Source organism: Streptomyces sp. NPDC006384 (assembly GCF_042870695.1).
Taxonomy (GTDB): Bacteria; Actinomycetota; Actinomycetes; order Streptomycetales; family Streptomycetaceae; genus Streptomyces.
In genome coordinates this window covers 290,239-314,204 of the sequence record NZ_JBIAHR010000002.1, presented here as the reverse complement: position 1 = coordinate 314,204, position 23,966 = coordinate 290,239, and the positions used below count along the sequence as shown (strand labels likewise).

Annotated in this window: 22 protein-coding genes; 17 read left to right on the top strand and 5 right to left on the bottom strand. The window is 70.4% G+C overall.

Features of this window, described 5'->3' with window-relative positions:
- The first annotated feature begins 63 nt into the window (after window positions 1–63).
- Both ACFYOJ_RS03485 and ACFYOJ_RS03480 read left to right on the top strand, forming a co-directional pair.
- Window positions 64–222 carry a hypothetical protein gene (locus ACFYOJ_RS03485; RefSeq protein ID WP_356550594.1) on the top strand — a complete coding sequence of 53 codons (159 nt, stop codon included), beginning with the start codon at window positions 64–66 and terminating at the stop codon, window positions 220–222.
- A gap of 177 nt (window positions 223–399) precedes the next feature.
- Window positions 400–1,080 (top strand): hypothetical protein, encoded by a 681-nt coding sequence (locus tag ACFYOJ_RS03480; protein ID WP_356550592.1) that lies wholly within the window; start codon window positions 400–402, stop codon window positions 1,078–1,080.
- Between the two features lie 479 nt (window positions 1,081–1,559).
- Here the strand turns inward: ACFYOJ_RS03480 and ACFYOJ_RS03475 are convergent, their stop codons facing one another.
- Together ACFYOJ_RS03475 and ACFYOJ_RS03470 are read right to left on the bottom strand one after the other, a co-directional pair.
- Window positions 1,560–1,952, bottom strand: a complete 393-nt coding sequence (locus ACFYOJ_RS03475; RefSeq protein WP_356550591.1) for a DNA-binding protein — start codon at window positions 1,950–1,952, stop codon at window positions 1,560–1,562.
- On the bottom strand, window positions 1,952–2,203 hold the full coding sequence (locus tag ACFYOJ_RS03470) for a hypothetical protein (RefSeq protein WP_356550589.1): 252 nt from the start codon (window positions 2,201–2,203) through the stop codon (window positions 1,952–1,954). Before ACFYOJ_RS03470 ends, ACFYOJ_RS03475 begins: the two co-directional genes overlap by 1 nt.
- 606 nt (window positions 2,204–2,809) lie before the next feature.
- Between ACFYOJ_RS03470 and ACFYOJ_RS03465 the strand changes: the two genes are divergently transcribed.
- Window positions 2,810–3,019 (top strand): hypothetical protein, encoded by a 210-nt coding sequence (locus tag ACFYOJ_RS03465; protein WP_356550587.1) that lies wholly within the window; start codon window positions 2,810–2,812, stop codon window positions 3,017–3,019.
- Window positions 3,020–3,058: 39 nt separating this feature from the next.
- On the opposite strand, the gene ACFYOJ_RS03460 is transcribed toward ACFYOJ_RS03465, so the two are convergent.
- Together ACFYOJ_RS03460 and ACFYOJ_RS03455 are read right to left on the bottom strand one after the other, a co-directional pair.
- Entirely contained in the window at window positions 3,059–3,706 is a 648-nt protein-coding gene (locus tag ACFYOJ_RS03460; RefSeq protein ID WP_356550586.1) for a response regulator transcription factor, read from the bottom strand.
- Window positions 3,691–4,908, bottom strand: a complete 1,218-nt coding sequence (locus ACFYOJ_RS03455; RefSeq protein ID WP_356550584.1) for a sensor domain-containing protein — start codon at window positions 4,906–4,908, stop codon at window positions 3,691–3,693. Before ACFYOJ_RS03455 ends, ACFYOJ_RS03460 begins: the two co-directional genes overlap by 16 nt.
- 238 nt (window positions 4,909–5,146) lie before the next feature.
- Between ACFYOJ_RS03455 and ACFYOJ_RS03450 the strand changes: the two genes are divergently transcribed.
- The 8 genes from ACFYOJ_RS03450 to ACFYOJ_RS03415 all read left to right on the top strand — a co-directional run bounded on the left by ACFYOJ_RS03450 (window position 5,147) and on the right by ACFYOJ_RS03415 (window position 14,035).
- On the top strand, window positions 5,147–5,917 hold the full coding sequence (locus tag ACFYOJ_RS03450; RefSeq protein WP_356550582.1) for an ABC transporter ATP-binding protein: 771 nt from the start codon (window positions 5,147–5,149) through the stop codon (window positions 5,915–5,917).
- Window positions 5,918–5,922: 5 nt separating this feature from the next.
- Window positions 5,923–8,325 carry an ABC transporter permease gene (locus ACFYOJ_RS03445; protein ID WP_356550581.1) on the top strand — a complete coding sequence of 801 codons (2,403 nt, stop codon included), beginning with the start codon at window positions 5,923–5,925 and terminating at the stop codon, window positions 8,323–8,325.
- Between the two features lie 73 nt (window positions 8,326–8,398).
- Window positions 8,399–8,521, top strand: coding sequence for a hypothetical protein (locus ACFYOJ_RS03440; protein WP_356550579.1), 123 nt, complete (start codon window positions 8,399–8,401; stop codon window positions 8,519–8,521).
- A gap of 147 nt (window positions 8,522–8,668) precedes the next feature.
- Window positions 8,669–9,421, top strand: coding sequence for a GntR family transcriptional regulator (locus tag ACFYOJ_RS03435; RefSeq protein WP_356550578.1), 753 nt, complete (start codon window positions 8,669–8,671; stop codon window positions 9,419–9,421).
- A gap of 420 nt (window positions 9,422–9,841) precedes the next feature.
- A complete protein-coding gene (locus ACFYOJ_RS03430; protein WP_356550577.1) occupies window positions 9,842–10,033 on the top strand; it encodes an SPOR domain-containing protein in 192 nt (63 codons plus the stop codon).
- A gap of 52 nt (window positions 10,034–10,085) precedes the next feature.
- Entirely contained in the window at window positions 10,086–10,508 is a 423-nt protein-coding gene (locus ACFYOJ_RS03425; RefSeq protein WP_356550576.1) for a (deoxy)nucleoside triphosphate pyrophosphohydrolase, read from the top strand.
- Window positions 10,509–10,687: 179 nt separating this feature from the next.
- Complete coding sequence (locus tag ACFYOJ_RS03420) at window positions 10,688–11,098, top strand: ATP-binding protein (RefSeq protein ID WP_356550816.1); 411 nt, start codon at window positions 10,688–10,690, stop codon at window positions 11,096–11,098.
- Window positions 11,099–11,368: 270 nt separating this feature from the next.
- Window positions 11,369–14,035: a SpoIIE family protein phosphatase gene (locus ACFYOJ_RS03415; RefSeq protein ID WP_356550574.1), complete on the top strand. Its 2,667-nt coding sequence runs from the start codon at window positions 11,369–11,371 to the stop codon at window positions 14,033–14,035.
- Between the two features lie 11 nt (window positions 14,036–14,046).
- Here ACFYOJ_RS03415 and ACFYOJ_RS03410 read toward each other — a convergent pair whose 3' ends face one another.
- Window positions 14,047–14,241: a hypothetical protein gene (locus ACFYOJ_RS03410; protein WP_356550573.1), complete on the bottom strand. Its 195-nt coding sequence runs from the start codon at window positions 14,239–14,241 to the stop codon at window positions 14,047–14,049.
- A 440-nt stretch (window positions 14,242–14,681) separates the two neighbouring features.
- Between ACFYOJ_RS03410 and ACFYOJ_RS03405 the strand changes: the two genes are divergently transcribed.
- From ACFYOJ_RS03405 to ACFYOJ_RS03380, 6 genes are all read left to right on the top strand, one after another.
- Complete coding sequence (locus ACFYOJ_RS03405) at window positions 14,682–15,098, top strand: hypothetical protein (RefSeq protein ID WP_388596119.1); 417 nt, start codon at window positions 14,682–14,684, stop codon at window positions 15,096–15,098.
- Between the two features lie 218 nt (window positions 15,099–15,316).
- Window positions 15,317–17,605, top strand: a complete 2,289-nt coding sequence (locus ACFYOJ_RS03400; protein ID WP_356550571.1) for an ABC transporter family substrate-binding protein — start codon at window positions 15,317–15,319, stop codon at window positions 17,603–17,605.
- Window positions 17,606–17,782: 177 nt separating this feature from the next.
- Complete coding sequence (gene typA / locus ACFYOJ_RS03395) at window positions 17,783–19,699, top strand: translational GTPase TypA (RefSeq protein ID WP_356550569.1); 1,917 nt, start codon at window positions 17,783–17,785, stop codon at window positions 19,697–19,699.
- A gap of 630 nt (window positions 19,700–20,329) precedes the next feature.
- Window positions 20,330–21,946, top strand: coding sequence for an ABC transporter substrate-binding protein (locus ACFYOJ_RS03390; protein WP_356550568.1), 1,617 nt, complete (start codon window positions 20,330–20,332; stop codon window positions 21,944–21,946).
- Window positions 21,947–22,078: 132 nt separating this feature from the next.
- Window positions 22,079–23,008, top strand: a complete 930-nt coding sequence (locus tag ACFYOJ_RS03385) for an ABC transporter permease (RefSeq protein ID WP_356550567.1) — start codon at window positions 22,079–22,081, stop codon at window positions 23,006–23,008.
- Complete coding sequence (locus ACFYOJ_RS03380; RefSeq protein WP_356550565.1) at window positions 23,001–23,963, top strand: ABC transporter permease; 963 nt, start codon at window positions 23,001–23,003, stop codon at window positions 23,961–23,963. Before ACFYOJ_RS03385 ends, ACFYOJ_RS03380 begins: the two co-directional genes overlap by 8 nt.
- Window positions 23,964–23,966 lie beyond the last annotated feature (3 nt).

The window sequence follows — 23,966 nt, the reverse complement described above, 5'->3', positions numbered from 1 at the left end:
TTCAACTCTAATGTAGCTGAGTTCCGGTTAAACCTCTCGTATGGCGAAAATAGGAGCTGCTGAATGGCTGATGTCACCTTCCTTAGTCAGGCCGAACCAGCTGATGAGTACGGTCGCGCTCTTTACGCAGTGTCGCGATCAAATCTGAGAGCTCATTTTGATGAATTGTCGCAAGCGGATCTCGAGGACCTCAACTGCGATCGCGTTGATGACACGTTTTGACAGCTCGCTAAGCTAGCTCGCCTCCATCGCGACAAGGGGTCCCGCGGGGATGGGTTTGAGTGGGCCGTTCACGAAGCGATTGTCGGTGGCGAACCACGCGTTACCGATCTGGTCAGCGAAGCGCTCAGAAAGGTGAGCCCTAGGGCATTCGCTAACTTGGACAGGCCGACGTCTCTGATGTTCGGGCGCGAGCGTGCACGCCATCTCGGATTCACTGAGGCCGTCGTCAACAACGCGAGTGGTGATGCGGTGTTGTTGCCTGATGAGTCAGGGCGCCCGTTCGCATTTGGATCCTGGGTGCCGATCGCTGCTCGCGGTGTCGCCGCCGAACCTGATCTGCGGGAACGGATCAAGAAGGTATGGAAGACCGACCTGTTCCTAAGTAGTACGGAGAAGGCGCGGTTCGCCGCCGCGACCATCAAGAGTAATTGGCATCAACTCGAAGATGGAAATGGGCTCCGAGTGGCGATTGTTCCACAGGCCCTGGACCTTCCGGCGGGATATCAGAGGTGGAAAAATCTCCATCTGATTGCACTGCCGGACCCGGACGGCTTCATGGGTTTGTTTAACGATGCGTATGAGGCGGTTGCTGAAGCGATTCTGGCGGTTGGCAGACATGATCGTGCACCCTATTATTATAAGCCGAGTGCGAAGGCTCAGAAGATCCAGGCGCAGCTGGAGAAGTATGGGAAGGTGAAGGTGATCGATATACTTGACGCCCTGAACGAAGCCGCGCAGCAGAATCTGATTGCTGTTGACCGTAAGCTCATGTCGGTGGAAGCTCCGACCTGGCTCAATATCAATGAAAAGCGCACCCCCATCATCGCACCGAGGCCGGCGTTCGAGAAGCTCGACTGAACTCGGAGGTGGCACGGGTGTGTCCGGTCGATGGTCTCGAAGCCGATTCTGACCTCATCCAAGTGGCGCGTCGATCTGGCCCTTGTTCGCAGGAAGTTGAACCTCCCGCGTCATGAGGGATATCCGCCAGCTGATCGTGCGCTTACGCTCGGAAGGTGGTCCTGCCCCCTCACCGCCTACCAGCTCAGGGTGTCCTCGGTCGGGTGGCGGTGGGCAGATTCCTTGTCGCCGTCGCCGTCGCCGTCTCGGGCGCTGGATGTGCTGGGTGACCTCGCACCGTGCTGGATCGGTGCTGGATGAGGCTTGCGAGAATCGTGTTTCCGCAGGTGGAAGCTCCGTATCGGAGATTCCGCTTCAACGTCTGATCCCGCGCCCAGAGGCGGCCTGACCTGCGAGGACGCGGGCCAGCCGTCTTGCTGTCCGCAGCAGTCCGCAGAACTCGAAGGGGGCCGGAACTCCTCGGCGTCCTAGCCGGCGTTTCAGACTTTGACGACCTCTACGGCGGGGCCGCAGAGGAGCGTCAGGTCCTCCGGGTCGGAAGTGAGGACGGTGACTGGCTGGGGTGCGGTGCGGGCGATGACAGCGAAGGCGGCGTCGACGGCGTATTTGTGGCCGTGGAGATGGTGGGCGTGCAGGAGGGCCGCGGCCTGGTCGGTGATCTCCTTGGTGACGTCGCGAACGTCGACGCGGGAGAGGACCCATTTGATGCGGGCGGGGTGGATACGCTCGTAGTCGGCCTCAAGGGTGGTCATGGCGCTTGTGGCCACGCGGATGCCCTCTTCTGATGCCGCCTGCACCATGGCCACGACGGTACGGTCCTTGCGGTAGAGCTTCGAGAGGCCTTCGCTGTCGAGCAGCAGGGTGCCGGGCATCAGGCGGCGGCCCCGCCCTCCTGTCGGTGGTCATGGCGCAGCAGCGCGCGGGCGGCCTCGACCTCCTCGCGGGTGAGCGCGTCATTGTCGGTCTCGAAGTCGGTGACGATCTCCCGGAGTTTGTCCATGGCGACCCGTTGTTCGAGGGCTTCGGCGACGTAGGCGGAGAAGCCGCCGGGTCCGACGTGGGCGCGTACGGCCTCGGCTAGGTCCTCAGGCAGGCTGATCGAGTACTTCCTGCTACTGCTCATGGTGCCGATCCTACTGCTGGTCGTAAGTCTTCGGGTGTGCATGGTCGCGGCAGTGCAGAGTGTGCAGACCAGCGTGCTCTGCCCTCTGCCTTGCCGGGGCCCGCACGGTCCGCAGACAGTCCGCAGGACACCCGTAAGCGTCCGTCCGAAGCCAACGCACGCCAACGGAGAAATGCCTAGTAAGGGCGCTGGAGGTGGCTCCGTCGCAGGTTGGGAGCGGTGGGCAGATATTCCGCTTCAACGTGTAGCGGGTGACATGCCGCCACGTCGTTGATCTGGCAGACGTGCAGGTCAGAGAGGGCTCGACTCTTCGGGGGCGGGCCATTGGTCTTTTCCGTGCTGGGATGGTGCTGGGAGAGGATCGGGATGTGCGCGCTGGGATTTGTCTGAGCAGCGTGCTGGCTGATTGTGGAAGGTGGCGCGGACGCAGCGGGGGGAACGTGGGCCGGGAAGCCCGCCGCTTCGCACCGGACGCTGTTCCCGGTGGTCGGGGCACGGTGGTCGGGGCACGTGGCGGGAGCGTGCGGCCGATTCCAGCCGGGCCGGGAGGGGTTCGTGGTGCCGGCCTCGTCCCGGTCTGCGGGGCGGGGCCGGCGGTGAGGCGCCGTGGAGCGGTTCGGCGCGTTCTCGCAGGCCGACCAGGCACTGGCGGGAGACGAGGACATCGCGCTCCCGGCCGGCGGACGACGCGCCCGCACGGCCGCCCCCGCGGTCCTCAGGAGCGAGGAGTACGCGTCCGCGCTCGCCGCCCACACCACGGACGTCCTCGGCTGCCCGGCCGTCGCGGAGCCGGTTCTGGCCGCCGCCCGCGGGTGACCCCCGTCGCGGGTGACCCCCGCGCCGGGACCCGCGCCCTCACGCCCGCAGGTACGCGAGCACCGCGAGCACCCGCCGGTGCCCCTCGGTGTCCACCGGGAGGTCCAGCTTGTTGAAGATGTTGCCGATGTGCTTGTTCACGGCCGCCTCGCTGATGAACAGGTGCTTCGCCAGATTCGCGTTGGTGCGGCCCTCCGCGATCAGCGAGAGCACCTCGCGCTCGCGGGCGCTGAGCCGCTCGAGGGGGTCCTGGCGCAGCTGGACCAGCTGGTGGATGACCTCGGGGTCCACCACCGTCCCGCCGGCGGCGACCCGTTCGATCGCGGCCGTGAAGTCCGCCACCGCGCTCACGCGCTCCTTGAGCAGGTAGCCCACCCCGGCACCGCCGCCCGAGTCCAGCAGGCGCAGGGCGTACGAGCGTTCCACGTACTGGCTGAGCACGAGCACGGGCAGCCCGGGGAACTCCGCGCGCAGCCCGACCGACGCCCGCAGCCCGTCGTCACCGAGCGAGGGCGGCATCCGTACGTCCGTGACGATCAGGTCGGGGCGGTCGGCGCGTACCGCCTCGGTCAGGGCGTCGGCGTCACCGACCGCCGCCACCACTTCGTGGCCGACCCGTTCGAGCAGCCCGATCAGACCTTCGCGCAGCAGAACGGCGTCCTCGGCCACGATCAGGCGAAGCGACACGGAACCTCCACGTGCAACAGGGTGGGACCACCGACCGGACTCGACACCCGCATCCGGCCGTCGAGAGCGGTGACCCGGTCCGCGAGGCCGGTCACACCGCTGCCCGAGGGATCGACCCCGCCCCGGCCGTCGTCCTTGATGTCGAGGACCAACAGATCGGCATGGTAGCGAGCGTGGACCTCGGCGGTCGTGGCACCGCTGTGCTTGGCGATGTTCGTCATGGCCTCGTTGATCAGGTAGTACATCGTCGTCTCGAGCTTCCTGGGCAGCCGCTGGGGGAGTTTCAGGTCCACGGTGACCGGGATCGGGAAGCGGCCCGCGTAGTCCTCGACGGCCGCGACGAGACCGTGGTCGGCGAGGACCGGCGGGTTGAGGCCCCGGATCAGGGCCCGCAGCTCCTGGTGAGCGGTGGAGAGCTGCTTCTCCGCCCGGGTGAGCAGCCCGTCCAGCGCGGAGCCCTCCTCGACGTCCATGCGCATCATGCCCAGGGTCATGCCCAGCGACACGAGATGCTGCTGGGCCCCGTCGTGCAGGTCGCGCTCGATGCGTATCCGCTCGGCGTCGAAGGAGTCGAGCAGCCGCGACTGCGAGGCACGCACCTCGCGCAGCTCCTCGCCGAGTTCCCGGTCCCGCGGTGCGAGGAAGGTGCGGGCCATGGCGGCGCGCGCCCCCGCCCACGAGGTCACCGTGTACGGCGAGGACAGCAGCACGATCACGCCGAACACCGTCCACGGCCAGGTGTCGCCGTCGGTCGAGGCGATGGTCGTGGCCGGCACCCCGAAGGAGAAGCCGAGCACCAGCAGGTCGAGCCACCACAGGGCCGCGGCCGACAGGAGCGTGAACATCAGCTCCCGCCAGGTGGCCTGCTCCTTGAGCCGGGTGGCGGCCCAGCCGCGCAGGCCCGGGGCGTCCGGGGGGCGGTGCGGGTCGGACAGGCGGTCGCGGTCGACCAGCCGCAGCCGCCGACGCTCCACCGTGGCCACCACGGTGGAGGCGAGGACCAGACCGACCAGCGGCGCGACGCCGATCAGCACGACGAGCAGGGCCAGGCCGGCGGCCAGGCCGAGGGCGAAGACCAGCACCGCCGCGGCGCCGACCACGACACCGCTGCTCAGATACGCAAGGGATCGCCAGGGCCAGCTGGAGGTCAGAAAGCTCAGGGGACGCTGAGTCATGGCCTGCCAGGCCGTGGTGGGTTGCATGCGGTCAACGCTATCCAGGGGGCCTCTTCCCGGTCTCCGTGACTCATGACGGCACCCCCTGCCCCGCCCCGCCGCCGCAGCGCTCCCGCGCCCCAAGTACGCCTGCCGGCAAGGCGGTCCGGCCGCACGGCGGCGCCCCCGCCGGACGGTTCCGGAGCACCTGGGTAGAGCTGGCTCTACCTCAGGAGTAGAGAGCGGATCAGTGCTCCGGCCACCCTCTGAGCGGTGGAATCGGGGCATGACGACGACGAGCCACACCCTCCCCACACAGGACGCGGTCGAACTCCACGGTCTCCGCAAGGTGCACGGCACCGGCGGGCGACGGGTCACCGCCCTGGACGGTGTCTCCCTCGGCTTCCCGCGCGGTACCTTCACCGCGATCATGGGCCCCTCCGGTTCCGGCAAGTCGACCCTGCTGCAGTGCGCGGCCGGCCTCGAACAGCCCTCCGAGGGCAGGGTCGTCCTCGCGGGCGTGGACATCGGCCGGCAGAACGAGAAGGAGCGCACCGAACTGCGCCGCAAGCACGTCGGCTTCGTGTTCCAGGCCTTCAACCTGGTCGAGTCCCTGACGGCCGCGCAGAACGTGGAGCTCCCGTCCCGGTTCGCCGGCCGCAGGGTCGGCCGCGAGCAGGTCGAGCAGGCCCTCGCCGCCGTGGGACTCGCCGAACGCGCGGGACACCGCCCCAGCGAGCTCTCCGGCGGCCAGCAGCAGCGCGTCGCTCTCGCCCGTGCCCTGGTCACCCGTCCCGACGTCCTCTTCGCGGACGAGCCGACCGGCGCCCTGGACACCGTCACCTCCCGCGAGGTGCTCCGGATGATGCGGATGCTGGTCGACGAGGAGGGCCAGACCACCCTGATGGTCACCCACGACCCGGTGGCCGCGGCCCGCGCCGACGTCGTCGTCTTCCTCAAGGACGGCCGGATCGCCGATCGCATCCCGCTCGACCACCGGGCCGGCGTGGACAACGCCGCGGCGATCGCCACCCACATGGCCCGGCTGGAGGCCTGAGAGACATGCTGATCCTCGCGAACGTCCGTGAACGCTGGTCCGGGTTCCTCGGCGCCTTCGTCGCCGTCCTGATCGGCGTCGCCCTGATCACCACCACGCTGGTCATCTACGACTCCGCCCGGCCGAAGGTCCAGCCGCGCTACGAGGGCACCGCGGCCCTCGCCCTGCCGAAGCAGGCCGTCGACGCCGACGGCAGCCCCGAGGACCGGATGCCCTGGAGCAGGTCCGAGGCCGAGCCGCTCGTCTCCGGACTCGCGAAGGTCCCGGGCGTAGCCGAAGCCGTGGTGGACCGCTCCTTCTACGCCCAGGCGATCATGGACGGCAGGCCCGTCGCCGACGAGGGCGCCCTGGAGTCCGGACACGGCTTCTCCAGCGCCCGGACGGCCCCGTACGAGCTGGTCTCCGGCCGGGCCCCCGCCGCGGCGGACGAGGTCGTGGTCGACCGCGCCCTGGGCGTGGCCGTGGGCAGCGAACTGACGGTCAACATCACCCAGGGACGTGAGCGGTTCGAGGTCGTCGGCACCGTGGACGGTCCCGGCTACTACTTCAGCGAGGAGTTCGCCGCCCGGCAGCAGCCCGGTGTCCGCGCCATCGCCCTGATCCCCGACAGGGGTGCCGACACCGGCGCGATCGTCACCGCCGCGAAGAAGGTCCTCGGCGACAGCGGCAGCGTGGTCTTTGGCGAGGGACGGGCCGAGCTGCAGCCCTCGTACATCGAGCACAAGCGCTTCCTCGGCGTCCAGCTGATCAGCGCGATGGCCGTCCTCGGCCTGTTCACCACCGTGTTCGTGGTCGCCTCCATGCTGGTCCTGTCCACCGGGATGCGCCGCCGCGAGATCGGTCTGCTGCGCACCATCGGCGCCTCGCCGAAGCAGATCCGCCGCATGATCCTCGGGGAGGCCGCCGTGGTCGGCCTGGCCGGCTCGATCGCCGGCTGCGTGGCCGGTGTGGCCGCGGCGCCGCTGCTGCTCTCCGTCCTCGAAGGCCTGGACGTGGCCCCGCCCGGCACGGAGATCGCCGTCGTCCCCTGGCCGCTGCTCACGGCCTCCGTGATCGGTGTCGGCGTCAGCGTGACCGGCGCCTGGTCGGCCGGCCGCAAGGCCGCCGGGGTCGCCCCCGTCGAGGCGCTGCTCGACAGCCGCTCGGCCAACAAGGGGATGGGGCACGGACGCTGGATCGCCGGACTGTCCGTCCTCGGCCTGGGCGTCCTGCTCGCGATCGGCACCGCCGCCTCCAGCGCCGACAACCGCGTCAACATGGCGATCTTCGCCACCATGGCGCTGATCGTCGCGGCGGCCCTGCTGGCTCCCGTGTTCGTCGGGCCCGTCGGCCGGTTCCTGACCGCTCCGTTCCAGGGCGGCGGCAAGGCCGCCCCGGTCCTGATCCGGGCCGAACTGGTCGCCAACCCGCGCCGCGCCGCATCCCTGGTGGCCCCGGTGATCGCCGCGGTCGGCTTCGCGGTGCTGCTCAGCGGCATGGTGGAGACCATGCGGGTCGCCTACCCGGCCGGTGAGGCACTGAAGGTCGCGGGCCGGACGATCGTCACGCCGGACGGCACCCCGGGCAACACCGACGAGGCGGTCGCCGCCAACCCGGTCGGCAAGGCCGCCCTGCCGACCCGCGCGTTCGTCGGGACGGAGAAGGCGGAGAACGGCGAGAGCGCCGGCGCGCCCACCGTCCTGGACGTCCTGGGCAGCAGGGACCCGGAGTGGAACAAGCCGGGCGAGGCCGTCCTCGGCGAGAGGACGGCCGGTGAGCTGGGCCTGAAGCAGGGCCAGGAGGTCCCGGTCCGGTTCGCGGACGGCGCCACCGTCACCCTCCGCGTCGCCCGGGTGCTGCCCGACGATCCGGCCCGCGGTGACTTCGTGGTCGCCCGTGACCTGGTCCGCGCCCACGACCCGGCCGCGCTCACCGACGACATCTTCGTCCCGGGCGACGCCGAGGCCTCGGACGCGGTCCCCGGAGTCGCGCTGCACGACGCCGCCGAGTACGCCCTGGCCGACTACGACACCGATGCCGAGCTCACCGAGTCCCTGGCCATGATGCTGATCGTCATCGCCGTCGGCTACAGCGTGATCGCCGTCGCCAACAGCATGGCCATGGCGGCCCACGGCCGGCGCCGCGACTTCGGGGTGATGAGGTCGGCCGGCGGCACCGTCCGCCAGCTCCTGCTCACCTCGGCCGGTGAGACCACCCTGGTCGTCGTCATCGGCGCCGCCCTCGGTGTCCTGGTCACACTGCCCCCGCTGGCCGGGATGGCGGCCGGTCTCTCCGAGGCCACCTCCTCGGACGTGGGCCTGCACCTGAACTCCGGTGTCATCGTCGTCGCCGTCGTCGGCACCCTGGTGGCGGCCGTGCTCGCCGGCGTCGCGGTCACGTCGAAGACCCTGAGGAGGCAGGCGGCGTAGCTCGCCGACGGCCCGGGGCACGAGCCCCCGGCCGTGCCCGCGGTGATGCGCGGACGGCGGTGTCCACGGCAAGGTGAGCGAGACCCGCGTCCTCCTCCTGGCCGGTGTCGACGACAGGTCTCCCCGCTTCCGGCACAGCGGCTCCGAACGGGGCGGCCGCCGCCCCGGCTCCGATGACGCCCCCGCGGAGGTGTGACGGGCTCCCCTATGGGCAGAAAATGCCTGCGTAAAGCCCCCCGACCCCATAGATCATCACTTCGAGTGATTCTCTGGCCTTCACTTGCCTGACGTGTTCCACGGTTGTCACGCTGTCGCTGTCTGTACAACCTGATGGGAGCGGCCAGTGACATTCGGTGAGCAGCCGGCGTACCTGCGTGTCGCGGGTGATCTCCGCCAGAAGATCGTCGACGGCCTGCTGCCGCCCCACACCCGCCTCCCCTCCCAGGCCAGGATCCGCGAGGAGTACGGCGTCTCGGACACCGTCGCCCTGGAGGCGCGCAAGGTGCTCATGGCGGAGGGCCTGGTCGAGGGCCGCTCCGGCTCGGGCACCTACGTGCGCGAGCGGCCCGTGCCCCGGCGCATCGCCCGCTCCGGATACCGGCCGGCCGGCGGCGCCACCCCCTTCACCCAGGAACAGGCCGACGCCGAGGCGCGCGGCACCTGGGAGTCGCGCAGCGAACAGGCCGAGGCGAGCGGCGCCGTCGCCGAGCGGCTCGGGATCGAGCCCGGGGACCGCGTGATGTGCACCCGGTACGTCTTCCGGGAGAACGGCGAGGCGATGATGCTGTCGACCTCCTGGGAGCCGCTCGACCTCACCGGCCGCACACCGGTGATGCTGCCCGAGGAGGGACCGCTCGGCGGCATGGGCGTCGTCGAGCGGATGGCCGCCATCGACGTCGTCGTGGACAACGTCACCGAGGAGGTCGGTGCCCGCCCGGGTCTCGCCGAGGAACTCCTCGCCCTCGGCGGAGTGCCCGGACACGTGGTCCTGGTCGTCCAGCGCACCTTCTACGCCTCCGGCCGCGCGGTCGAGACGGCCGACGTGGTCGTCCCGGCCGACCGGTACCGGGTGGCGTACCACCTGCCCGTCAAGTAGCGGCCGCCCCGCCCGGTCCTGTCGGCAGGGCGCCGAGGCCCTTCGGCCGGTGTCGGGGAGCCGCCGAACCCGCCTCACCGCTGTGTGAGTGGGCGCACGCCCCCGTGCGCCCCCCGCGCCCCCTCGCCCGCGTCCGTACCGACGCCCGCCCCGGCCGACCGCGTACCGCACCGCGGAATTCCGGCCGTTCTCGCAGGTCGCCTCCCGTGCGTTCACCATGCCCGCGAACGGGGACATCGATGTTCCGGGACGGCGCACAGGGCATCGTGCGCCCCCGGCGATCTGGCTGGATGCGTACCTCTTTGTGCAAAGCCGTATTCGCTGTGTGAAGGTTAGGCGTAGGCTCGGGCATATGCGGATTGCGGTTTCCTCGGCGGGCGGGGCGCGGCGCGGGCCGCGAGCGGGATGTGGAGGGGCGCGATGAACGACAGCACGGTCACTCTTCCCTGGCTGGTCTTCCGCCAGGACGACAACGGCAATCGCTACCGCGTGGGCAGGTACGCGACCCGGGCCGAGGCCCAGAAGGTCGCGGACACCCTCGTCGGCCGCGGTCCCGAGCAGATGTACCGCGTGGAGAGGCTCGGCCCCGGCACCACCGGCCCGGCCGACTGACCCGGCACACCACCGCGTCGGCGCTCCCCGCGGACTCACTAGGCTCCGTCCCATGACGGAACGGATCGTGGTGGGCGCCGCCCTGATCGACGGCGGACGCCTGCTCGCCGCACGCCGCAGCGCACCGGCCGACCTGGCCGGCCGCTGGGAGCTCCCGGGCGGCAAGGTCGAGCCGGGGGAGACGCCCGAGGAGGCCCTCGTGCGTGAGTTGCGCGAGGAGCTCGGGGTGACGGCCGGGGTGGGTGAGCGGGTTCCGGGCCAGTGGCCGCTGAGGACCCCCTATGTGCTGCAGGTGTGGACCGCCCGCCTGCTGCCCGGCTCGGCGGTGCCCGCGCCCCTCGAGGACCACGACGCCCTGCGCTGGCTCACGCCCGCCGAGATCTGGGACGTGCCCTGGCTCGACCAGGACGTGCCGGCCGTCGAGCAGACCCTCGCGCGGCTCGCGTCGGAGGCCGGGGGCGCGCCGGGAGCGTAGACGGACCGACGGGTCCGCCCCCACGGACATCGGACCTCCGGGCACCCGGGCCTTTGGGCACCCGGCCCCGGACCCCCGGACACCCGGACGCCCGGCCCCGGGCGGTACCAAGACCGGCATAACGGGTATGAACCCGTAAACCCCCAGAAAAAGGACTCGCGGGGTTGTCGGCCGGGGAAGTGATCGGCGTGATCGGGACAGAGGGCGACCGCGTCGAGTGGGTCTTCCCCGGGGAGGCCGGTGCCGTGCACGACGCCCGCTCCCTCGTCCGCGGCCAGTTGCGCGGCTGGGACCTCGACAGCGTCGGTGACATCACCGAGCTGCTGGTCAGCGAGCTGGTCACCAACGCCCTGCGGCACGCCACCGGCCCGGTCGGCGTCCGGCTGGTGCGCCACCCCGACGGCCTGCGCGGCGTCCTGCTCGTCGAGGTCTCCGACCCGCTCCCCGAGCCGCCCCGCGCCCGCGCGCCCCGCCTCGAGGACGAGGGCGGTCGCGGACTGCAGCTGGTGGCCTCCTCCGCCCGCCGCTGGGGCACCCGGCCCGGCGGGACCGGCAAGGCGGTCTGGTTCGAACTCGCGGTGCCGGAATGACGCGGCGCGGACCGTGCCGACATGCCCCGGCATCCGGTACGGGCCGCCCGTCCGGCCGGTGCGGTCCGACGGCAGTTGCCGGGGTGCGTGATTCGATGGCGTGCCCGCTGGTTAGAAGAGGGGAAGTGTTGTCACGGTCCGGACCGAGAACCATCGGGACCGTGCTGTGATCGTGAACACCGTGTCGTGCGGCACCGTAGTGCTGGATACTGCGGGCAGCCGCCCCTGGTGACCGGTGCCGGGCGCGGTGAGCTGGAGGGGACGGTTCGCGTGAGCGAGATACCAGCGAGGGCCACGGGGCCCGAGGGCCCGTCGGACGATGCCGCGGCCGGTGCCGCGCGTGCGGCCGGCGGGGCCTGGACGGGCACCGGCCCGGGCGCCGGCCCGGCCGGTGACGTGCCGGCCGGCGACACCGTGTGGCAGAGCAGCCCGCCCGGCTCGATCTACGACTACATCAAGGTCGCGTCCTTCTCCATCGGCCCCGACGGACTCGTCGACCAGTGGAGCCTGCGCGCCGAGCAGGTCCTCGGCATCCCCGCCGAACTCGCCGTCGGCACCGACCCCATCGAGACCTTCATCGACCCCGACCTGCGGGAACGGGGCCAGCGGAAGATGGCCGAGATCCTCGACGGACGCGAGTGGACCGGCGTGGTCCCCTTCCGCGCCCCGTCCCCCGGCGCCGAGGGCGGCGAAGGACACGGGCGGCGCGGACCGCGCGGTCTCGCCGAGGTGTACGTCATGCCGACGCGGACGGAGGAGGGGGAGCGGGCCGCCGTCTGCATCGTCGTCGACGTCCGCACCCTGCGCACCATCGAGACCGACCTCGCCGCCTCCCAGGCGATCTTCGGCCAGTCCCCGTTCGGGTTCCTGCTGATCGACCCCGATCTGCGGGTGCGCCGCGCCAACCAGCGGTTCGCCTCGGTCTTCGGCGGCACGCCCGACGACCACCGGGGCAAGGGCGTCCACGACTACCTGCCGCGCGCCGAGGCCGACCGGGTCACCGCCACCCTGCGCCGGGTGCTGGAGACCGGCGAGTCCATCACCGACATGCACGTCACCGGCTTCGTGCCCGGCTCCGACGAACGCCGCCACTGGTCCGTCAACCTCTACCGCGTGCACAGCGGTTCCGGCCGCCCCATCGGCATCGCCTGGCTCGGCACCGACATCACCGCCCGCCGCGAGGCCGCCCGCGAGGCCGCCGCCGCCCGCCGCAACCTCGCCCTCCTCAACGAGGCCGGCGCCCGCATCGGCAACTCCCTCGACCTGGAGACCACCGCCCGCGAACTCCTCGGCGTCGTCGTCCCCGGCTTCTGCGACCTGGCCACGGTCGACCTCTACCAGGCCCTGCTGGTGGGCGACGAGACCCCGCCCGGTCTCCCCGACGGCAGCGCCGAACTGCGCCGCGTCGCCTTCTCCAGCGCCGTCTCCGGCGTGCCGTTCCACGGCACCGGCGAGCGCGTCGAGCTCGGCGCCGTCCACCACTACCCCTTCAACTCGCCCTGCGCCGACGCGCTGCGCACGGCACGCCCGCGCACCGTGACCGCCGAGGACGGGGGCCTGGTGCACTCCACGCTGGCCGTCCCCATGGTCGCCCACGACACCGTCGTGGGACTCGCGCAGTTCGCCCGGACCAAGGGCAGCGAGCCCTTCGGGGACCGCGACCGCGACCTCGCCGTGGAACTGGCCGCGCGCGCCGCTGTCTGCATCGACAACGCCCGCCTGTACCGGCGTGAGCACGAGCGGGCGCTGATACTGCAGCGCTCCCTGCTCCCGCCCGGCGACCCCGAGGCGTCCGGCCTCGACATCGCCTGCCGCTACCTGCCCGGCAACGCGGCCACCGGCCGCTCCAGCGAGGTCGGCGGCGACTGGTTCGACGTCATCGAGCTCCCCGGCCACCGCACCGCCCTCGTCGTCGGTGACGTCATGGGCCGCGGCCTGCGAGCCGCCGTCGCCATGGGCGAACTGCGCACCGCCGTACGGACGCTGGCGCAGCTCGACCTCGAACCGGCCGAGGTCCTCTCCCACCTGGACGAGATCGCCCGCGGCCTCGGCACTCCCGGGGGCGTGCAGCAGGCGACCCGCCCCGCCCGCCGCCCCCGCGAGGCGGACCTGTCCGAGGTGTACCTGGCGACCTGCGTCTACGCCGTCTACGACTCGGTGACCAGGCGCTGCACCTTCGCCAACGCGGGCCACCTGCCGCCCGTCCTGGTCGAGCCCGGCGAGTCCGCGCTGATGCTGGACGTGCCGCCGGGCCTGCCGCTCGGCGTCGGCGGGGAACCCTTCGAGGAGGTGGAGGTCGAACTGCCCGAGGGCGCCCTGCTCGCGCTCTACACGGACGGCCTGGTCGAGAGCCGCGACCATCCCCTCGACGAGGGGCTCCAGGCGTTCGTCGGCGCGCTCACCGACCCCGCGCGCCCCCTGGAGGACGTCTGCGACCAGGTCCTCCACACCCTCGACAGCCACCACGGCGAGGACGACATCGCCCTGCTGATGGCCCGCGTCCAGGGCCTGCCCGCCGATTCCGTCGGCGACTGGACCCTGCCGCGCGAGCCGCGCAGCGTCGGCCGCGCCCGCGAGTACGCCCGCGCCCAGCTGCTCGCCTGGGACCTGGAACCCCTGGTCGACACGACGGAGCTGCTGGTCAGCGAACTGGTCACCAACGCCCTGCGGTACGGCGAGGGCGAGATAAGGCTCCGTCTGCTGCTCGACCGCACCCTGGTCTGCGAGGTCTGGGACTCCGGCCTGATCCAGCCCCGCCGGCGCCGCGCCCGCGACACCGACGAGGGCGGCCGCGGCCTGCAACTGGTCGGCCTGCTCAGCGCGGCCTGGGGATCGCGCCGTACCCCGCGGGGCAAGACGGTGTGGTTCGAACTGCCCCTGCCGGGCGACGACACCCAGCTGACCGACCCGGCGGAGGCGCTGCTCAGCCTGTTCTGACGGGGCCCGCGTCAGCGCCCGCGGCGACCCGGTGTCGTACGGGTCCGGAAGCGCCGGACGCGACGCGCCCGGCCGTACCCGGCCAGCAGCAGCGCCACCCCGGCCGTGACCAGGGGCGGCACCAGGTCCGCGGAGATCACGGCGCCGCACTCCCGGCCGGAACCGGAACACCGGTTCGAGTCGTCCTCGTCGGCAACATCGGCCACACCCGGTCCCGGCTGACGCATGGCTTCACACGCGGAGCGTACGAGCGCGCACGGACCGGCGCGACCGTGGACCGGCGCGACCGTGGACCGGCGACAGGGAGGGATACGCCGGGGAACCCACGGAGCCGCAGACGCCGGAGACCGACCCGCAGCCCCCGGAACCGCAGCCCCCGGAACCGGAACCGCACACCGATCCGCCGCCCGCCCACTCGGCGGCGGCAGCCGACGACGAGCCCCCTGAGAGCGATGCGGGCGATGCGGGCGATGCGGGCGACAAGGGCGGGACCGCACGACGCAGAAGACGGCTCCGCCGCGTCCGCCGTACCGTCCTCGCCGCCCTCCTCGTCCTGCTGCTGCCTCTCCTCACCGCCGAGACCGCCCTCCGCGTCAACTACGCAGGCGACCCCGCCGACGGCACGTACACCAGGAACCGCGACGCGATGTGGCTCGGCCACGCCTGGGTCGACGGCCGCAGGACCGACGCGGACCTCACCGCCTTCGCCCGCCGCCTGAAGACGACCGGCATCCGCGACCTGTACGTCCACACCGGCCCGATGGAGCATGACGGCACCCTGCCCGAGGAGCTCTATCCGAAGGCGCGATGGCTGATCGACGGCATGCACCGCGAACTGCCCGGCGTCCGCGTCCAGGCGTTCCTCGGCGACGTCCTCGCCACCGAGGGCCCCGACGGCATGCGCCTGGAGAAGGCCGCCACCCGCGCCGCCGCCGTCCGCGGCGTCCGGCTGGGCCTGTCCCGCACGGACGCCGGCCGGGAGAGGTTCGGCGTCGCCGCGTACATCGACTTCGCGGCGACGGAGGAGGACCGGACCGCGTACCGGGAGGACTGGGTCCGCTGAGCGAGCCCGCCGGCGCGGCGGGCACGGGGGCACGGGGCGTTGGGCCGCCCGGGTGAGGTTGCCGGCCGGCGCCGCCGTGTCTCCCCGGGTTGCCGGAACCTTTCCTCTTCAGTGGCCGCAGCACCGCTCGCATACAAATGATCAGCTCCATATACCGCCAAAAGTGATCACGACGGAAGTGGTCGCCACGCGCCCGCGGCCTTTCGGAGGTAGCACAGATGTCCCACGTCGGCGTCGGACCTCGCGCGCTCACGCGCTCGGTCGCCTTCCTCACCGCGGGTGTCCTCGCGGTACCCGCGCTGGCCGGCTGCAGCTCCGAGGAACCGTCGGGCAAGCCGCTCGCCGGGCCGGACACCGCGCCCGCGGCCCGCGCCCGGATCGCCGACGGCGGCACCCTGCACTGGGCCGTGGACTCCGTGCCGGAGACCCTGAACACCTTCCAGTCGGACGCCGACGCCACCACGGCCCGGGTCGCGCAGGCCGTACTGCCCTCGATGTACCGGACGGACGCGAACGGCCGCCCGGAGCGCAACCCCGACTACCTGGAGTCGGCGAAGGTCGTCGCCACCCAGCCCAAGCAGGTCGTCCTCTACAAGCTCAACCAGCAGGCCGTATGGAGCGACGGCCGGGAGATCGGCGCCGCCGACTTCGCGGCCCAGTGGCGCGCCCTGTCCGGCAGGGACAGCGCCTACTGGACCGCCCGCAACGCCGGCTACGACCGCATCGAGAAGATCGAGCGCGGCGACAACGACCTGGAGGTCAAGGTCACCTTCAGCCGGCCCTACGCCGACTGGAAGTCGCTGTTCACGCCGCTGTACCCGAAGGAGGTCATGGGCACCCCCGACTCCTTCAACGACGGCGCCCGGCGCAGGCTCAAGCTCACCGCCGGCCCCTTCTCCCTGAAGAAGGTCGACACCAAGGAGGACGAGGTCGTCCTCACCCGCAACGCCCGCTGGTGGGGCGACCAGCCCAAGCTGTCCGAGATCGTGCTGCGCGCCGTACCGCGCGACAAGCGGGTCTCCGCCCTGGTCGCCGGGGAGGTGGACCTGGCCGAGATCGACCCGGAGACCGCCGAACAGGTCGCGCTGGCCGCCGGGCCCCGCGACACGGGCACCGGCACCCCGCTCATGGGCGCGAGCGGCACCCCGGCCGCCGGGAAGGGCACGACGCCGCTCCCCGGCCCCGGCGGGGAGCGTTCCGCCGCCGAGGCCCTGCGCTCCTGGGCCGTCGCCCACGGCTCCGACGAGGAGGCCGCCGAGGAGGAGATCCTCGCCCGCGCCGAGCGGCGGGAGGCGGCACGGAAGCAGGAGCGCCGCCGGCAGGCCCTGAGCGGGTACGAGCTCCGCAAGTCACTGGAGCCGGCCTACACCCAGCTCGCCCTCAACGGCGCCGACGGTCCCCTCGCCGACGAACGCGTCCGCCGGGCCGTCGCCCGCGCCCTGGACCGCGAGGAACTGGCCGAGGCGGTACTGGGCCCGCTGGGTCTGCCCGCCGAGCCCGTCGGCAGCCACCTCGCGCTGGCCGGCCAGCCGGTGTACGCCGACAGCAGCGGCGCCCTCGGTGCCCAGGACGTCAAGGAGGCCAGGGCGCTGCTCGCGGACGCCGGGTGGGTGTCCGGCGGGCCGGTGGACAAGGAGAAGAAGGGCGAGAAGGCGGCCGGCGCCGAGGGCGAGAAGAAGAAGGAGAAGGACAAGGACGGCAAGGACACCGGGAAGTCCGAGGGCGGTGACGACGGCACCTACATCGTCGGCGAGGACGACAAGGACACCGGCGCCGGGAACGACGACGGCAAGAACGACACCGACGACGGCAAGGACACCGACGGCGACGGCACCGCCCAGGACAGCGGCGGCAAGAACACCGCCCGGGGCAGCGTCCCCGGCGCCTACGCCCCCAAGGGCACCGCCGCCCCCGTGGGCCCGGCGGTGAAGCCGCTGGCCAAGGACGGCAGGGCGCTCACCCTGCGCTTCGTGCTCCCCTCCGGCCCCGGCTCCGAGGCGCTGCGCACCGTGGCCGGCCGTATCTCCGGCATGCTGAAGAAGATCGGCATCACCACCGCCGTCACCAAGGTCCCCGACGAGAGCTACTTCAAGGACCACATCGCCGCCGGCGAGTACGACCTGGCGCTCTACTCCTGGCCGGCCACCGCCTTCCCCGCCACCGACGCCCGCCCGATCTACGCCAAGCCCGTCCCGGCCGCCGACGGCTCCCTGAACGTCGCGCAGAACTACACCCGGGTCGGCACCGACCAGGTCGACCAGCTCTTCGACCAGGCCCTGGCGACCCTGGACGAGAAGGAGGCGCGCGACCTGCTGCGCAAGGCGGACTCGCGGATCTGGGCCGCGGCCGGCTCCGTCCCCCTCTACCAGCGCCCCCAGCTGACGGCCGCCCGCAAGAACCTCGTCAACGCGGGTTCCTTCGGCTTCGGCACCCCGGTCTACGAGGACATGGGCTTCCTGAAGAAGGGGTCCGAAGGCGCTCCGAGGCCGGCGAGCCCGACGCCCTGACCTGGTACGACGCCCCTGCTCCCGACCCGGTGTCCCGGCCCCGCCCGCAGCCCGGCACGCTCCTGCCCCCTCAGGCCCGTACCATGGAACGAGGCCGTGGCACGTACCGCCCGGCAGGCCCGCGTGACACGGACGTCCGCGACGGCCGTCCTCACACCCTCCGGGAGTAAGCCGCACATGGCTGTGTCTGTTACGCGTCACAACATCCGCAACGTCGCCATCGTCGCCCACGTCGATCACGGCAAGACCACCATCGTCGACGGGATGCTCAAGCAGGCCGGTGCCTTCGCCGCGCACCAGCTCGACTCCGTCGACGACCGCATGATGGACTCGAACGACCTGGAGCGTGAGAAGGGCATCACGATCCTGGCCAAGAACACGGCGGTGAAGTACCACCCGAAGGACGGCGGGGAGCCGATCACGATCAACATCATCGACACCCCCGGCCACGCCGACTTCGGCGGCGAGGTCGAGCGCGGTCTGTCGATGGTCGACGGCGTCGTCCTGCTCGTGGACGCCTCCGAGGGCCCGCTGCCGCAGACCCGCTTCGTGCTCCGCAAGGCGCTCAACCAGCGGCTGCCGATCATCCTGTGCATCAACAAGACGGACCGGCCGGACGCCCGGATCGACGAGGTCGTCAACGAGACGTACGACCTCTTCCTCGACCTGGACGCCGACGAGGACCAGATCGAGTTCCCGATCGTCTACGCCTGCGGCCGTGACGGCGTCGCCTCCCTCACCAAGCCCGAGGACGGTACGGTCCCGGCCGACTCGGACAGCCTGGAGCCGTTCTTCTCGACGATCCTGGAGCACATCCCCGCCCCCACCTACGAGGAGGGCGCCCCGCTCCAGGCCCACGTCACCAACCTGGACGCCGACAACTTCCTCGGCCGTATCGCGCTGCTCCGCGTCCACCAGGGCGAGCTGAAGAAGGGCCAGACCGTCGCCTGGATGAAGCGCGACGGCTCCGTGCAGAACGTGCGGATCTCCGAGCTGATGATGACCGAGGCGCTCACCCGCAAGCCCGCCGAGAAGGCCGGCCCCGGTGACATCTGCGCGGTCGCCGGCATCCCGGACATCATGATCGGCGAGACCCTGGCCGACCCGGAGAACCCGGTCCCGCTGCCGCTGATCACGGTGGACGAGCCCGCGATCTCCATGACCATCGGCACCAACACCTCCCCGCTGGTCGGCCGCGGCGCCACCGGCAAGGGCGCCGACAACAAGGCGGCCGTCAAGGACCGCAAGGTCACCGCCCGCCAGGTCAAGGACCGCCTGGACCGCGAGCTGATCGGCAACGTCTCGCTCCGCGTCCTGGACACCGACCGCCCCGACGCCTGGGAGGTGCAGGGCCGCGGCGAGCTGGCGCTGGCCATCCTGGTCGAGCAGATGCGCCGCGAGGGCTTCGAGCTGACCATCGGCAAGCCGCAGGTCGTCACCAAGGAGGTCGACGGCAAGACGTACGAGCCCGTCGAGCGCATGACGATCGACGTGCCCGAGGAGCACATGGGCGCCGTCACGCAGCTCATGGGCGTGCGCAAGGGCCGGATGGACAACATGTCCAACCACGGCTCCGGCTGGGTCCGCATGGAGTTCGTGGTTCCCTCCCGCGGCCTGATCGGCTTCCGCACGGAGTTCCTGACCCAGACCCGCGGCACCGGCATCGCCCACTCCATCCACGAGGGCCACGAGCCGTGGTTCGGCACCCTGACGACCCGTAACAACGGTTCGCTGGTCGCCGACCGCTCCGGCGCCGTCACCGCGTTCGCGATGACGAACCTCCAGGAGCGCGGCGTGCTGTTCGTGGAGCCCGGCACCGAGGTGTACGAGGGCATGATCGTCGGCGAGAACTCCCGCGCCGACGACATGGACGTCAACATCACCAAGGAGAAGAAGCTCACCAACATGCGGTCGTCCTCGGCCGACTCGTTCGAGGCGATCGTCCCGCCGCGCAAGCTCTCGCTGGAGCAGTCGCTGGAGTTCTGCCGCGACGACGAGTGCGTCGAGGTGACCCCGGAGGCCGTCCGCATCCGCAAGGTGAACCTGGACGCCCGCGAGCGCGCCCGCGCCGCGAGCCGCGCCAAGCACGGCTGACCCGCACCGCGAAACGGCGCCGGGCACCCCGCTCAGGGGGTGCCCGGCGCCGTTTCGCGTATATACGGGGAGACCGTCGGCGGGAGAGAAGCGAGAAAAGAGAGAAAAGGGGGAGGAAAAAACCGTCGGACCGACGGTGCTGTTCCCTCGGGTGGACGGGTCCGTCTTACCCTGCTCCGGAACGGTACGTCCGGGCGGCCGGCGGGGCGGAGCCGTGCGGTTTCGCCGCCCGGCACCGGGCAGGGAGCCGCCTCCCGAACGCCCCGCACGGCAGGCACGTTACGCGCAATGGTTTTTCCCCGCGAATGTGTCCGTTATACGGACAGTGATCGCCGATAGATGTGTAACAAGTCCGTTTCGCAGGGATCTTTCTGCAAAGGGTTTGTCCGGATTTTGGAAGAAGTGTGCGCCAGGTGTGATCGAACCGAGACCTTTGGGGTGTGGTTCGGCCGTGGGGGCATGGCAGATAGTTAGGCGCGTAGAACTCGACCGAACGGGTCACGCGCTGACGGCGCCGACTTACGAGCGCGGGGGCACCTGACCATCTCCGACACCGGCGACGAGTGGTGGTCGGCGAGATGGCGCGTGCTCCTCTTTGCGGTGAACCAATGGACTCATGAGGAGGAACCCATGCGCGGTGCCAAGAGCGCCAAGTGGGTCGCGGGTGCGATAGTCGTCGCGCTGGCTGCTACTGCCTGTGGAGGCAACGACGGTGACAGCGAGGGGAAGAGCAAGGGTTCCGGCCCTGCGGGTTACGTCTCGATCGACGTCGGTGAGCCGCAGCGGCCGCTGATCCCGGCCGACACCAACGAGTCCAACGGCTCGTACGTCATCCAGTCCCTGTTCACCCAGCTCCTGGACTTCGACGCCAAGGGCGAGATCGTCTACACCAACGCCGAGTCGGTCACCACCGAGGACTCGAAGACGTGGACGGTCAAGCTCAAGAAGGGCTGGAAGTTCCACAACGGCGAAGAGGTCACCTCCAAGTCGTACATCGATGCCTGGAACTGGTACGCCAACATCAAGAACAACCAGCAGAACTCCTTCTGGTTCCAGGACATCAAGGGCTACGACGACGTCCACCCGGAGAAGGGTGAGCCGAAGGCCCAGACCATGTCCGGTCTGAAGGCCGTGGACGACCACACCTTCACCATCGAGCTGAAGTACACGATGCCGTACTTCAACTACAAGCTGGGTTACGCCACGTGGGCCCCGCTGCCCAAGGTCTTCTACGACGACCCGAAGGCCTTCGGTCAGAAGCCGATCGGCAACGGTCCCTACACGTTCGAGAAGTGGGACCACAAGAAGCTCATCCAGGTCAAGGCCTGGGACGAGTACCAGGGCCCGAACAAGGCGAAGAACAAGGGCGTCCAGTTCAAGGCCTACACGACGCTCGAGGCCGCCTACAAGGACGTCGTCTCCGGCAACCTGGACATGATCCGCCAGGTCGGCCCGACGGACCTGCCGAAGTACAAGCAGGACCTGGGCGACGGTGCCATCGAGCAGCCGTACGCGGCCATCCAGACGCTGACCCCGGCGTTCTACTCCAAGACGTTCAAGGACATCGACCCGAAGGTCCTGCAGGGCCTGTCGATGGCGATCGACCGCGAGACGATCACCAAGACGGTTCTGAACAACACCCGCACGCCGGCCAAGGGCTTCACGCCGCCGGGCGTCAAGGGCTACCAGAACCTGGACACCGACGTGTTCACGTACAACCCGGAGAAGGCCAAGCAGCTCATCAAGGAGGGCGGCGGCGTTCCGGGCAACAAGTTCACCGTCCAGTACAACACCGACGGTGGGCACAAGGAGTGGGTGACCGCGGTCTGCGAGTCCATCCGCAAGGCCACCGGCGTCGACTGCGTCGGCGACCCGAAGCCGGACTTCGCCACGGACCTCGAGGCCCGTGACAACGACCAGGTGAAGGGCATGTACCGCGGTGGCTGGGTCGCCGACTACCCGGTCAACGCCAACTTCATGAAGGAGCTGTACCACACCACCGCCGAGGCCAACAACGGTCGCTTCTCCAACAAGGAGATCGACGACCTGATGAACAAGGCCGACCAGGCCAAGTCCCTCGACGAGTCGGTGAAGGCCTTCCAGGAGGTCGAGAAGAAGCTGGTCGAGCACATGCCGGCCATCCCGCTCTGGTACTACCGCATCAACGGCGGCCACGGAAAGAACGTCGACAACGTCAACGTCGACTTCCACGGTGACCTCGAAGTGTGGGCCGTCACCACCAAGTAAGAGGAACCTCAGGGCTCTTCCCACTCGGCCGTAAGCCCACCGCCGCCCAGGCGGCGGTGGGGAGGTGCGCGGGGCCGTCTCGTCACCAAGGAGACGGCCCCCCACCTGCGTTAACCCCTCACGGAGGCACCTATGGGGCGCTATGTCGCACGACGACTGCTCCAGATGATCCCGGTCTTCATCGGGTCAACTCTGCTCATTTTCTGCATGATGTACGCCCTGCCCGGAGACCCCGTCCGGGCGATGATGGGGGATCAGGCGTACGACCCGGCGGTGGTCGCGAGCATCAAGAAGGACCTCGGTCTCGACCAGCCGCTGCTGCAGCAGTACGTCAACTACATGACCGGGCTGGTCCAGGGCGACTTCGGCACCCAGATCGCCAGTCAGCGTCCCATCGCGGACGTCATCGCCGACGCGTTCCCGGTGACGATCAGGCTGACGATCTTCGCCTTCACCTTCGTCACGCTCGTGGGCATCGGCCTCGGCGTCGTCGCCGGCCTGCGCCCCGACACGCTGCGGGACCGCGGACTGCTGACGCTGACCCTGGTCCTCGTCTCGATGCCGTCCTTCGTGCTGGGCTTCCTGCTGCAGTACCTGCTCGCGTTCAAGTGGTCGGTCACCACCCCCACGGTGACCGACTCGACGGACTTCTCCCAGCTCGCGCTCCCCGCCATCGTGCTGGCTTCGCTCTCCCTCGCCTACGTCGCCCGGTTGACCCGCACGTCGATCGCGGAGAACCTGCGTTCCGACTACATGCGCACCGCCGTCGCCAAGGGACTGCCGCGCCGCCGCGTCATCGGCGTCCACCTGATGCGCAACTCGCTGATCCCCGTGGTCACCTTCCTCGGCATCGAGATCGGCAGCCTGATGACCGGCGCCATCGTGACCGAGGGCATCTTCAACGTCCGGGGCATCGGTATCGAGATCTACGAGGCGCTCACCCGCCGCGAAGGCGCCACGGTCGTGGGCATCGCCTCGCTGATGGTGCTCATCTACCTCGCCGCCAGCCTGATCGTCGACCTGCTCTACGCGGTCCTGGACCCGAGGATCCGGTATGCCTGACAAGACCATCGACAAGACGGTCGACGCCCTCCCCGGGGACACCGCGAGCACGGCCGGCGTCGTCGTGACCGACTCCGGCCCGGCCCCCGACAAGGCGCGCAGCCTGTGGTCCGACGCCTGGCACGACCTGCGGCGCAACCCGCTGTTCCTGGTCTCGGCCGTGCTGATCGTGTTCCTGCTGGTGATGGCGGCCTGGCCCGGACTGTTCACCAGCGCCTCCCCGCGCGACGCCGACCTGGCCAACCACTACCTGGGCAAGCCGAACTGGGGCCACTTCTTCGCCCCGGACTGGTTCGGCTACGACGTCCAGGGCCGTTCGATCTACGCCCGGGTCGTCTACGGTGCCCGCGCCTCGATCACCGTCGGTGTGGGCGTCACCCTCGCCGTCACCGTCCTCGGCACGGTCATCGGCATGATCGCCGGCTACTTCGGCGGCTGGACCGACACCCTGCTCTCGCGGCTGACCGACATCTTCCTCGGCATCCCGTTCCTGCTCGGCGCCCTGGTGGTGCTCAACTCGTTCGACGACCGCACCGTCTGGGTCGTCATCATGGCCCTCGCCTTCCTCGGCTGGACCCAGATCGCCCGCGTCGCCCGCGGTGCCGTGATCACCATCAAGCAGGCGGACTACGTGGTGGCAGCCAAGGCGCTCGGCGCCTCGACCACCCGGATCCTGCTCCGGCACATCCTGCCCAACGCGCTCGCCCCCATCATCGTCGTGGCGACCATCGCGCTCGGCGGCTACATCGCGGCCGAAGCCACCCTGTCCTTCCTGGGCGTGGGACTCGGCGACACCGCCGTGTCCTGGGGCGGCGACGTGGCGCGTGGACGTGAGCAGCTCCGTATCGCCCCCCACACCCTGATCATCCCGTCGGTGATGGTCTCGATCACGGTGCTCTCGTTCCTGATGTTCGGCGATGCGGTACGCAACGCCCTCGATCCCAAGCTGCGCTGAGGG